The sequence below is a fragment of the Streptomyces sp. NPDC097619 genome (genome assembly GCF_040302735.1).
Classification (GTDB): domain Bacteria; phylum Actinomycetota; class Actinomycetes; order Streptomycetales; family Streptomycetaceae; genus Streptomyces.
The window spans coordinates 1-10,900 of the sequence record NZ_JBEOSD010000213.1 but is presented as its reverse complement, the minus strand read 5'-3'; the positions used below and the strand labels follow the sequence as shown (position 1 = coordinate 10,900).

The 10,900-nt window shown below is 73.8% G+C and carries 11 protein-coding genes; 7 read left to right on the top strand and 4 right to left on the bottom strand.

Annotation, left to right across the window (positions count from 1 at the left end; translation table 11 throughout):
- Positions 1–165: 165 nt before the first annotated feature.
- The 4 genes from ABTZ17_RS33965 to ABTZ17_RS33950 all read right to left on the bottom strand — a co-directional run bounded on the left by ABTZ17_RS33965 (position 166) and on the right by ABTZ17_RS33950 (position 2,286).
- Positions 166–450, bottom strand: a complete 285-nt coding sequence (locus ABTZ17_RS33965) for a hypothetical protein (protein ID WP_352199659.1) — start codon at positions 448–450, stop codon at positions 166–168.
- 440 nt (positions 451–890) lie between these two features.
- A complete protein-coding gene (locus ABTZ17_RS33960; RefSeq protein ID WP_352199658.1) occupies positions 891–1,115 on the bottom strand; it encodes a DUF3107 domain-containing protein in 225 nt (74 codons plus the stop codon).
- 171 nt (positions 1,116–1,286) lie between these two features.
- Positions 1,287–1,934, bottom strand: coding sequence for a TetR/AcrR family transcriptional regulator (locus ABTZ17_RS33955; RefSeq protein WP_352199657.1), 648 nt, complete (start codon positions 1,932–1,934; stop codon positions 1,287–1,289).
- Positions 1,935–2,070: 136 nt separating this feature from the next.
- Positions 2,071–2,286, bottom strand: a complete 216-nt coding sequence (locus ABTZ17_RS33950) for an Rv3202a family protein (protein WP_352199656.1) — start codon at positions 2,284–2,286, stop codon at positions 2,071–2,073.
- Between the two features lie 126 nt (positions 2,287–2,412).
- On the opposite strand from ABTZ17_RS33950, the gene ABTZ17_RS33945 reads away from it, so the two are divergent.
- The 7 genes from ABTZ17_RS33945 to ABTZ17_RS33915 all read left to right on the top strand — a co-directional run bounded on the left by ABTZ17_RS33945 (position 2,413) and on the right by ABTZ17_RS33915 (position 10,758).
- The gene (locus ABTZ17_RS33945; RefSeq protein ID WP_352199655.1) at positions 2,413–3,387 is read left to right on the top strand and encodes an alpha/beta fold hydrolase; all 975 of its coding nucleotides are present in this window, start codon (positions 2,413–2,415) and stop codon (positions 3,385–3,387) included.
- Between the two features lie 8 nt (positions 3,388–3,395).
- Positions 3,396–4,949 (top strand): DUF3152 domain-containing protein, encoded by a 1,554-nt coding sequence (locus ABTZ17_RS33940; protein ID WP_352199654.1) that lies wholly within the window; start codon positions 3,396–3,398, stop codon positions 4,947–4,949.
- A 58-nt stretch (positions 4,950–5,007) separates the two neighbouring features.
- A complete protein-coding gene (locus tag ABTZ17_RS33935; RefSeq protein ID WP_502994960.1) occupies positions 5,008–5,115 on the top strand; it encodes an Ms4533A family Cys-rich leader peptide in 108 nt (35 codons plus the stop codon).
- A 267-nt stretch (positions 5,116–5,382) separates the two neighbouring features.
- Positions 5,383–7,122, top strand: a complete 1,740-nt coding sequence (locus tag ABTZ17_RS33930; RefSeq protein ID WP_352199653.1) for an ABC transporter substrate-binding protein — start codon at positions 5,383–5,385, stop codon at positions 7,120–7,122.
- Positions 7,119–8,102: an ABC transporter permease gene (locus tag ABTZ17_RS33925; RefSeq protein ID WP_352199652.1), complete on the top strand. Its 984-nt coding sequence runs from the start codon at positions 7,119–7,121 to the stop codon at positions 8,100–8,102. The genes ABTZ17_RS33930 and ABTZ17_RS33925 overlap by 4 nt, the downstream gene beginning before the upstream one ends.
- Positions 8,099–9,088 (top strand): ABC transporter permease, encoded by a 990-nt coding sequence (locus ABTZ17_RS33920; protein WP_352199651.1) that lies wholly within the window; start codon positions 8,099–8,101, stop codon positions 9,086–9,088. Before ABTZ17_RS33925 ends, ABTZ17_RS33920 begins: the two co-directional genes overlap by 4 nt.
- Positions 9,085–10,758 carry a dipeptide ABC transporter ATP-binding protein gene (locus ABTZ17_RS33915; protein ID WP_352199650.1) on the top strand — a complete coding sequence of 558 codons (1,674 nt, stop codon included), beginning with the start codon at positions 9,085–9,087 and terminating at the stop codon, positions 10,756–10,758. Before ABTZ17_RS33920 ends, ABTZ17_RS33915 begins: the two co-directional genes overlap by 4 nt.
- Positions 10,759–10,900 lie beyond the last annotated feature (142 nt).

The window sequence follows — 10,900 nt, the reverse complement described above, 5'->3', positions numbered from 1 at the left end:
CCCCGGGTTGGGGGGCCGGGGGGGGGGGGGCCGCCCCCCCCCCGGGCCGCCCCCCCGGGGGTTTTGCGGGCCCCCCGCCGGCCTTGCCGGGCGGCGCGCCGATCCGTGTCCGGGCGTTGTCCTCCGGGGTCCTCGCGCCGGGCCGTCGGCCCTGATCGGGGCCGGTCAGCCCCGGGACGGGGCCGAGACGCGGGGGCGGGGCCGGCCGCCGGGCCGCAGCAGCAGGGACACCACCACCGCGGCCACCAGCAGGCCCCCCGCGAGGGAGGTGCCGGCGGTGGCGTGGCCGGGTCCGAAGGCGTAGTGGGTGAGCGAGCCCCCGAAGAGGCCGCCCAGGGTGCCGGTGATCAGCACCGTCGGGGCCGACGGCAGTCGGCGCGGCAGTCGTTTCAGCGCCGCGAACGACAGCGCGAGACCGAGCAACGCCGAGCCGAGTGCTTCCACGAGCATGGGTTCCCTCCCGCACGGTCAGGGCAAATCGGGTCACAGGCGGTCCTACCCGGGGGGTTGCGGGAGCAATCCTCCGCTTCGGACGGTTCACCCGGGTCGCGGCGACACCGGCAGGTTCCGCCTGGGCGGCCCGCCCGGCTCCAGGCTGGGGGACGGCGGTGGCGGGCCGCTTGACGCCCGCCGGCCCGCCGGTGGACGCCCGGTGGACCGGCGGTGGGGGCGCGGGGCACGCCGGTGCCGCCACGGAGCGGGCGCCGGCGGCTCGGAGGCCGGGACGGACGAGGGCCCGGGAAGAGCGCGGGCCCGGGAAGAGCGCGGGCCCGGGCGGATCAGGGGCTCGGGAAGCACGGCGGACGACGGGCCCGGAGACGCGGAACGGCCCGGTGGCGGGTGCCACCGGGCCGTTCTTCCGCGGGTGTGCGGGGTGTGCTCGGGTCGCCTCAGGCGCCGAAGCCGACCTTGCGGACGGACGGCTCGCCGATGTCCACGTACGAGAGCCGGTCGGTCGGCACCAGGACCTTGCGGCCCTTGACATCGGTCAGCGAGAGCAGCGCCGACGTGCCGGACAGCGCGTCGGTGATCACGCTTTCGAGCTCCTCGGGGCTGAGCTCGGTCTCCAGCACGATCTCCCGGGGTGCGTGCTGCACGCCGATCTTGACCTCCACGGCTATGTCCCTCCGACGGTCCAGGTCGCGCGGTGTACCGCGCCGTACGCGGACCACATTAGCCCGGAGAGGGGACGGGCACGGTGCCCCCGGAGCACGCTGCGAGCGAACAGCCGCCCGGTCCGGGAGCCCCTGCCGGAGCCGTGGCCGGTGCGAGGGGGTGCGGGCCGGTCAGTGCCCGGCGCCGTCGGTGCCGTGCAGGGGGAAGCCGGCGATACCGCGCCAGGCCAGCGAGGTCAGCAGGCCCACGGCCTTGTCGCGGGCGACCGGGCTCTCGCTGGAGAGCCAGTAGCGGGCCACGACCTGCGAGACGCCGCCCAGGCCCACCGCCAGCAGCATGGACTCGTCCGGGGAGAGTCCGGTGTCCTCGGCGATGACGTCGGAGATCGCCTCGGCGCACTGGAGGGAGACCCGGTCCACGCGCTCGCGGACGGCGGGCTCGTTGGTGAGGTCGGATTCGAAGACGAGGCGGAAGGCGCCGCCCTCGTCCTCGACGTAGGCGAAGTAGGCGTCCATGGTGGCCGCCACCCGGAGCTTGTTGTCCGAGGTGGACTCCAGGGCTCCGCGGACGGCCATCAGCAGGGCCTCGCAGTGCTGGTCCAGCAGGGCCAGGTACAGGTCGAGCTTGCCGGGGAAGTGCTGGTAGAGCACCGGCTTGCTGACGCCCGCGCGCTCGGCGATGTCGTCCATCGCCGCGGCGTGGTAGCCCTGGGCAACGAAAACCTCCTGGGCGGCGCCCAGGAGCTGGTTGCGCCGTGCTCGGCGCGGCAGCCGGGTGCCCCGCGGGCGCGCCGCCTCGGTCTGCTCGATGGCTGTCACGCCGCCTCCCACTTTCTTCGAGTACACAGTGCGCTCTGCGCCGCGCCCGCCATCGTACTTTTCGGTAACCGGATCTGGGGGGTCCAGACCGAGTTTTCTCGGTCTGCGGACATCCGGTTCGGGGGTTACGGGCTGGTCAGCGGTAGTCGTCCTCGTCGAGGGAGACCACCCGGGCCTGTTCGGCGGCGTCCGCCTCGGCGGAGCCGTCCCGGTCGCGTTCCGAGAGCGGGTCGTCCCCGCGGGGGGTCAGCTCGGCGAGCTGCTCCGCGGCGTCCGCCTCGGGGGCCTCGTCGTCGAAGGCGTCCGGGGGCTGGTCCCGGAAGCTGTCCGGCTCCGTCGGGTCGGCACTCATACGGCTCCCCTCACTTCCGGCCGTGCGCTCTCCTACGAGCCTAGGAGAGCGGGCCTTCCGGCGCTACGCGGACCTGTGACTGCGAACACACGGGGTCGCGCGTGATCGTCTCGTAACATTGGCCGCATGTCGTCGACCGAGCTGCCGGACGCCCCCGCCGCCACCGCGGCGACCCCCCCGGCCAGGACCGTGCACGTGGCCGAAGGGGAGCGGTTGCGCCGCGCGGTCCTTCCCGGCCTCGACCTGGCCGTCCGCTGCCGCCCCGGCACCTCCGAGGGGCTACCCCCGGCGCTGTTCGTGCACGGGCTCGGCGGCTCCTCCCAGAACTGGACCGCCCTGATGCGGCTGCTGGCGGACGAGCTGGACTCCGAGGCCCTGGACCTGCCCGGATTCGGGGCCTCCGCCCCGCCGGCGGACCGCGACTACTCCGTCACCGCTCTGGCCCGCGCGGTCGTCCGCTACCTGGAGTCCTCCGGCCGCGGCCCCGTCCACCTCTTCGGCAACTCCCTCGGCGGCGCCGTCACCACCCGGGTCGCCGCCGCCCGCCCCGACCTGGTGCGCAGCCTGACCCTGATCTCCCCGGCCCTGCCGGAGCTGCGGGTGCAGGGTTCCGCCGTGCCCACCGCCCTGCTGGCGGTGCCGGGGGCGAGCGGGCTCTTCGGTCGCCTCACCCGGGGCTGGACGGCCGAGCACCGCACCCGCGCGGCCATGTCCCTTTGTTACGGGGACCCCTCGCTCGTCACTCCCGAGAACTTCCGCAACGCCGTCGAGGAGATGGAGCGGCGCCTGGAGCTGCCGTACTTCTGGGAGGCGATGGTCCGCTCGGCCCGCGGGATCGTGGACGCGTACACGCTGCCCGGCCAGTACGGGCTGTGGCGGCAGGCCGAGCGGGTGCTGGCGCCGACGCTGCTCGTGTACGGCGGCCGGGACCGGCTGGTCTCGTACCGGATGGCCCGCAAGGCCGCCGCGACCTTCCGCGGCTCGCGTCTGGTGACCCTGCCCGAAGCCGGGCACGTGGCGATGATGGAATACCCGGGGGTGGTCGCGGACGCCGTCCGGGACCTGCTGCGGTCGCTGCCCCGCGACGCGGACGGGAGCTGAGTTCCTCAGTGGGACGACATAGTCGCAAGGGCCCGGTCCCCGCGCCGGAGGCCCCGGCCGTCGGGGCCGCGGAGGCGTACGCGCCGTACGACCTCACCGACCTCGCCGATCCGGCGGACCCCGCCGACCCCTTCGATCCCTTCGGCCCGTACCCGGGACCCGGCCCCTCGCACGGCGCCGGACCGGCCTACGGCCATCGGTACGGGGAGGGCCACCCCGCCGGGGGCACCGGCGGGGTGGCCGACCACCTCCGGGGTGAGGACACCGGCGCCTTCGCCTTCCCGCCCACCGAGGTCACCGGCACCTTCGCGGCCTTCCCCCAAGGCGTGGACCACTCCGTCCGCGCCCAGTACGTCGGGCTCGACGAGACCGGCGCCCACGCCTTCCCCGCCTTCACCTCGGTCGAGGACACCGGCACCGGACCGGTGCTTTCCGCCGCCACCGGGGTCCGCGGCGGCCACCCCGAGACCCACGAGGCGGGCGGCGGCTGGGGTGTCGGCCCCGGCACCCGCTACGGGGACTGGACGGGCGTGCCCCGCTCCGACACCCCCGCCTTCGGCATACCCCAGGTCCGTGCCGCGGCCCCGGTCCCCGTGGCCGTGCCGCCGGTGCCCGGACCCCGCCGCGCCCCCGAACCGACCGCACCGGCCCGCCCCCGGCCCGCCGCGGACGGCGCCCACCCGGCACCCCCGGGCGGCGGCACCGCCGCGGAACCGGCCGACCGCCCCGGCCGCGGCCGGAAGATACGCACCTACACCGGCATGGCCGCCGCCGTCCTCACCACGGCTCTCGCCGTGGGCGTCGCCGTGCAGGTCACCGGCGAGGAGGAGGGCTCCAGGCCCTCCGCCGCCCGCGACGGCGACCCCGACCGCGCCCGGGACGCCGCCGCCTCCCGCTCCGACCAGCGGCCCTCCGCCCCCGCCGTCGGCGCCCCCTCCGCCTCCCCGGCCGCCCCCGCGCAGACCTACGAGCAGAAGATGGCGGCCCGGCTCGCCCTCGACCCGGCCCTCGCCGGCTCCGGGGAGTTCGCCACCGTCCAGGGCGTGGCCAAGGCCCCCGGCAAGGGGCGACTGGTCCGCTACCGCGTGGACGTGGAGAAGGGCCTCCCGCTCGACCCGGCCCTCTTCGCCGAGGCCGTGCAGCGCACCCTCAACGACAAGCGGAGCTGGGCCCACGACGGGGAGATGACCTTCGAGCGGGTCCCGGGCGGCGAGACCGGCTTCGTGATCACCCTCGCCAGCCCCGTGACCACCGGCAAGTGGTGCGCCAAGTCCGACCTCGACACCACCGTGGACAACGTCTCCTGCGACTCGGCCTCCACCGAGCGGGTCATGATCAACGCCTACCGGTGGGCGCAGGGCTCGGTGACCTTCGGGCCGGACAAGATGTTCGCCTACCGCCAGATGCTCATCAACCACGAGGTCGGCCACCGGCTCGGGCACGGTCACGTGAGCTGCCGCACCCCCGGCGCCCTGGCCCCCGTGATGCAGCAGCAGACCAAGTCGCTGAACCTCGAAGGCATCTCGTGCAAGCCCAACCCCTGGGTGTATCCCGGTAATTGACGATCGATCAGTGACCGTCGGTGATCGATCGACGTTGACAATCGGCCGATCATGGGCAATGGTTCTGGTCATGTCCTCCCGCCCCGCAGTCACCGTGAGCGCCGCCATAGAGCTGGCGCTGCTCGGCGTGACCGCGCACAGCGTGGCCGACATCTTCTGTAGCTGACGCCCGCCTGAGCGCGCGTCGGCACCCGCCGCCGTCGGTATCCGACGGGGCGGCCGCATTCCGCCACCACCGCGCCCGGGCCTCCCACGCCCGCAGGCGCGTCCTCCACCTCCTGCCGCCGTCCCGACCCGTGTCCGGAACCCCCGTGGTTCCGCACGTCCGGGCCCGGCTCCCAGGGGTGCCGGCACGTCCCGGTGGCCGCCGTCCTCGGCGTGGGATCCCGACCGTCAAGACGAGTCATCCCACATTCCGAGAGGTTTTCTTCCCATGCGTCCTCAGTCCCTCATATCGCGCCGCGTGGCAGCGGCCGCCGTCAGCCTGGTCCTGGCCGGGGGCGCCGCCGCGTGCGCGGGGCCCCAGAGCGGAGAGGACACCAAGGACAAGGGCGGCAACGCCGTCGGCGCCCCGGGCAAGCCGCAGAAGGGCGGCACGCTGACGATCCTCAACGCCGAACCGCAGAGCGACTTCGACCCGGCCCGCCTCTACACCTCCGGCGGCGGCAACATCCCCTCGCTCGTCTTCCGCACCCTCACCACCCGCAACCGCGAGAACGGCGCCGAGGGCACCAAGGTCGTCCCCGACCTCGCCACCGACACCGGCCGCCCGAACGCCGACGCCACCGAGTGGACGTACACCCTCAAGGACGGGCTGAAGTTCGAGGACGGCACCCCGATCACCACCGCCGACATCAAGTACGGCATCGAGCGGTCCTTCGCCGCCGAGCTGTCCGGCGGCGCCCCCTACCTGCGCGACTGGCTCGTCGGCGGCGAGAAGTACCAGGGCCCCTACAAGGACAAGAAGGGCCTGGACTCCATCGTCATCCCGGACGCGAAGACCATCGTCTTCAAGCTCCGCAAGCCCGAGGGCGACTTCCCCTTCGTGGCCACCCAGACGCAGTTCGTCCCCGTGCCCAAGGCCAAGGACACCGGCGTGAAGTACGAGGAGCACCCGATCTCCTCCGGCCCGTACCGGGTGGTCTCCAACAAGAACGACGGCGAACGCCTCAGCCTGGAGCGCAACCCGCACTGGGACCCCAAGACCGACGAGGAGCGCAAGGCCTACCCCGACAAGGTCGAGGTGTACTCCGGCCTGGACTCCGCCGTCATCAACCAGCGCCTCTCCACCAGCGCGGGCCCCGACTCCGCCGCCGTCACCACCGACACCAACCTGGGCCCGGCCGAACTCGCCCAGATCGGCAGCGACAAAGCCCTCGCCGACCGCGTCGGCACCGGCCACTTCGGCTTCACCACCTACCTGGCCTTCAACCCCAAGGTGAAGCCCTTCGACAACATCAAGCTCCGCCAGGCGATCTCCTACGCGGTCAACCGCACCAGCGTGGTCAACGCTGCCGGCGGCTCCACCCTCGCCGAGCCCGCCACCACCTTCCTGCCCGAGCAGAAGGTCTTCGGGTACACCCCGTACGACCACTTCCCGGCCGGCCCGTCGGGCAACGCGCAGAAGGCCAAGGAGCTCCTGAAGGAAGCCGGTTACCCCGACGGCATCACCGTCACCCTGACCCACTCCACCCAGCAGAACCGGCAGACCAGCCCCGAGGTGGCCACCGCCGTCCAGCAGGGACTCGCCGCCGCCGGCATCACCGTCAAGCTCCAGGGCCTGGAGAACGGCGCCTTCAACGAGGCCCGTTGGGACGTCAAGAAGACCCCCGGCTTCTTCATCTCCCGCTGGGGCGCCGACTGGCCCTCCGGCGGACCCTTCCTCGCCCCGATCTTCGACGGCCGACAGATCGTCACCAACGGCTCCAACTACAACCACGCCCAGCTGAACGACCCCGCCGTCAACAAGGAGATCGACGAGATCAACAAGCTCACCGACCAGTCCGCCGCCGCCCAGCGCTGGGGCGCACTGGACCGCAAGATCGGTGAGCAGGCCCTCGACGTGCCCCTCTTCCACCCGGTCTACAAGCGCCTGGTCGGCAAGAGCGTCAAGAACGTCGTCATCAGCGACTGGACCGGTGTCCTCGACGTCTCCCAGGTGTCGGTGAAGTGACCACCGCGGCACAGGCGCGGGCGTCCGCGCCCGGGGTCACCACCCCGGGCGCGGGCGCCGCCCGCCAGGTCCTGCGACGGCTGCGGTCCCGCCCCTCCGCCCTCGCCGCCGCGGCCGTCCTGGCCCTCCTCGTCCTCCTGGCCCTCGCGGCCCCCCTCCTCGCCCACCTCGAAGGCCAGGACCCCTACGCCTACCACGACGGGCTCGTGGACTCCGCCCGCGGCGGGGTCCCCCTGGGCGGCTTCGGCGGCGTCTCCGCCGACCACTGGCTCGGCGTCGAGCCGGGCACCGGCCGCGACCTCTTCACCCGCCTCGTGTACGGCGCCCGGGTCTCCCTGCTCGTCGCCACCGGCGCCACCCTCCTCAGCGTCCTCGTCGGCGTCACCGCCGGACTCGCCGCCGCCCTCGGCAGCCGCTTCCTGGACCGGCTCATCGGCTCCGCCACCGACGTGATGCTCGCCCTGCCCACCCTCGTCCTCGGCATCGCCCTGACCGCCGTGGTCCCGCCCGACTTCCCCCGCCCCCTGCTGCTGATCCTCGTCATCGGACTGCTCGGCTGGGGCGGCACCGCCCGCATCGTCCGCGCCCAGGCCCTCAGCCTGCGCGGACTGGACTTCGTGGCCGCCGCCCGGCTCTCCGGCAACAGCGGCTTCCGCATCGCCCGCCGCGAACTCCTGCCCTCCCTCGCGGCCCCCGTCATCACCTACGCGGCCATCCTGCTGCCCACCAACATCGTGGCCGAGGCCTCGCTGTCCTTCCTCGGCGTCGGCGTCAAACCGCCCACCCCCTCCTGGGGGCAGATGCTCTCCACCGCGCAGATCTGGTTCCGCGCCGACCCGGCCTACGTCCTGCTGCCCGCCGGGTTCCTGTTCGTCACCGTGCTCGCCTTCACCGTCCTCGGGGACGCCGTGCGCAGCGCCCTCGACCCCCGCGAGGCCACCCGCCTCAAGGTCGGCACCCGGAAGGGCGGCACCTCGTGATCCACTTCGTCCTCAAGCGCGTGGGCAGCGCCCTGCTCGTCCTGGTCGTGCTGTCCGCGGCCGTCTACGCCCTCTTCTACCTGGCCCCCGCCGACCCCGCCCGCCTCGCTTGCGGGGAGCGGTGCAGCCCGCAGCAGATCGCCCAGGTCCGCACCCAGCTCGGCCTCGACGACTCCGTCACCGTGCAGTACCTGCACTTCCTCCAGGGCCTCTTCGTCGGCCGCGACTTCTCCGGCGGCACCGAGATCCTGCACTGCCAGGCGCCCTGCCTCGGCTTCTCGTACCAGACCGACCAGCAGGTCACCCAGCTGCTGGTGGAGCGGCTGCCCGCCACCTTCTCCCTGGCCGTGGGCGCCATGGCCGTCTGGCTGGCCGTCGGCGTCGGCACCGGACTCCTCTCCGCGCTCCGCCGCGGCGGGATCACCGAACGCGCCCTGACCGTGCTCACCCTCGCCGGCACCGGCACCCCCGTCTTCATCCTGGGCCTGCTGCTGCTCATGGTGGTCTGCGCCCAGCTCCAGTGGCTGCCCTTCCCCTCCTACGTGCCCTTCTCCCAGGACACCGAGCAGTGGGCCTGGAACATGCTGCTGCCCTGGCTCACCCTCGGCCTCTTCGAGAGCGCCAAGTACGCCCGCCTCACCCGCAGTTCCACCCTGGAGACACTGGCCGAGGACCACATCCGCACCTTCCGCGCCTACGGGGTGGGGGAGCGGACCGTCGTGACCCGGCACGCGCTGCGGGGGGCCGTCCCGCCGGTCGTGGCCCTCAACGCCATCGACCTCGGGACCGTCATGGGCGGGGCGGTCCTCACCGAATCCCTCTTCGGGATCCCCGGACTCGGCAAGACCCTCATCGACTCGGTCCGCATGGCGGACCTGCCCGTGGTCGTCGGTGTGGTCATGGTCATGGGCGCCGCCGTGGTGGTGGCGGGCGCGCTCGCCGACCTCCTCTACGCCGCCGCCGACCGAAGGGTGGCCCTGAGATGACCGAACCGCTGGTCGAGGTCGACGGCCTCGGCGTGGAGTTCCCCGCCCCCGGCGGCCCGGTCAGGGCCGTCGACTCCCTCTCCTTCACCCTGGAACCCGGCCGCGCCCTCGGCATCGTCGGGGAGTCCGGCAGCGGCAAGTCCTCCGTGGCCGCCGCCCTCCTCGGACTGCACCACGGCACCGGCACCCGGATCACCGGCACCGTCCGCGTCGGCGGCCTCGACCTGGCCACCGCCACCCCCGCCGAGCTGCGCGCCCTGCGCGGCGGCACAGCCGCCATGGTCTTCCAGGACCCTCTCAGCGCCCTGGACCCGTACTACGCCGTCGGCGACCAGATCGCCGAGGTGTACCGGGTGCACGCGGGCGGTTCCCGCAAGGCCGCCCGGGCCCGCGCCGTGGAGGTGCTGGACCGCGTCGGCATCCCCGACGCCGCCCGCCGCGCCCGCTCCCGACCGCACGAGTTCAGCGGCGGCATGCGCCAGCGCACCCTCATCGCGATGGCCCTGGCCTGCGAACCCCGGCTGCTCATCGCCGACGAGCCCACCACCGCCCTGGACGTGACCGTGCAGGCCCAGATCCTGGACCTGCTGCACGGACTGCGCGAGGAGCGCGGACTCGGCCTGCTGCTCGTCACCCACGACGTGGGCGTGGCCGCCGAGAGCGTGGACGAACTCCTCGTCATGCGGCACGGCCGGGCCGTGGAACGCGGACCGCTCACCGAGGTGCTCGGCGCCCCCCGGGACCCGTACACCCGGGAACTGCTGGCCGCGGTGCCCCGGCTGGACGCCCCGAGGCCGGCGGCGGGCACCGACGGTCCCGCCGCACCGCAGGACGGGCCGCCGCTGGCCGCCGTCACGGGGCTGCGGCGCACCTTCGGCACCGGCCGCCGCCGGGTCACCGCGGTGGCCGGGGTGGACCTGACCGTCCGCGCCGGCGAGACCCTGGGCATCGTCGGAGAGTCCGGCAGCGGCAAGAGCACCCTGGGCCGGATCCTCACCGGACTGCTCGACCCCTCGGAGGGCGAGGTCCGCTTCGACGGCGCCCCGGTCCGCGGGATCGTCCCCGGGGTCCAGATGGTCTTCCAGGACCCGGTCTCCTCCCTCAACCCGCGCCGCAGCATCGGCGAGTCCATCGCCGACCCGCTGCGGGCCGCCGGGGAACGGGACGGGGCCGCGATCCGGGCCCGGGTCACCGGACTGCTGGAGCGGGTGGGCCTCGAAGCCGCCCACTACGACCGATACCCGCACGAGTTCAGCGGCGGCCAGCGGCAGCGCGTGGGCATCGCCCGCGCCCTCGCCCCGCGACCGCGACTGATCGTCTGCGACGAACCGGTCTCCGCCCTGGACGTCACCACCCAGGCACAGGTCACCGCCCTGCTCGCGGAACTCCGAAGGGAGCTTGGGCTCGCCCTCATCTTCATCGCCCACGACCTCGCCGTGGTGCGGCAGGTCAGCGACCGGGTGGCCGTGATGCGCGCCGGGGAAGTCGTCGAGCAGGGCCCGGTGGAGGAGGTGTACGACAACCCCCGGCACCCCTACACCCGGCAGCTGCTGGCGGCGGTGCCCGCCCTCGACCCGGTGCTCGCCGCGGCCCGCCGCGAGGCCCGCACGACCCGCGCCCCGGAACCCGACCCCGAGCGCGGCCCGGAGCTGGCGGGGGTCGCCGGCTGAGCCGGGGCCCTGCCCCGTTCTAGCGCGGCCGAACGCCTCCGGTACCCGAAAGTTACGAGTCTTCACCCCTTCCGGTGCCTCGTGGACACCAACCGTGACAATCCGCGGCGGCAGAGATATGAAGAGCGTCGGGTAGGGAAAT

Coding starts and splice junctions, on each gene's coding strand:
- ABTZ17_RS33930 (WP_352199653.1), top strand. CDS start 5,383: ATGCGTCCTCAGTCCCTCATATCGCGCCGCGTGGCAGCGGCCGCCGTC.
- ABTZ17_RS33965 (WP_352199659.1), bottom strand. CDS start 450: ATGCTCGTGGAAGCACTCGGCTCGGCGTTGCTCGGTCTCGCGCTGTCG.
- ABTZ17_RS33950 (WP_352199656.1), bottom strand. CDS start 2,286: ATGAGTGCCGACCCGACGGAGCCGGACAGCTTCCGGGACCAGCCCCCG.
- ABTZ17_RS33915 (WP_352199650.1), top strand. CDS start 9,085: ATGACCGAACCGCTGGTCGAGGTCGACGGCCTCGGCGTGGAGTTCCCC.
- ABTZ17_RS33945 (WP_352199655.1), top strand. CDS start 2,413: ATGTCGTCGACCGAGCTGCCGGACGCCCCCGCCGCCACCGCGGCGACC.
- ABTZ17_RS33935 (WP_502994960.1), top strand. CDS start 5,008: ATGGTTCTGGTCATGTCCTCCCGCCCCGCAGTCACCGTGAGCGCCGCC.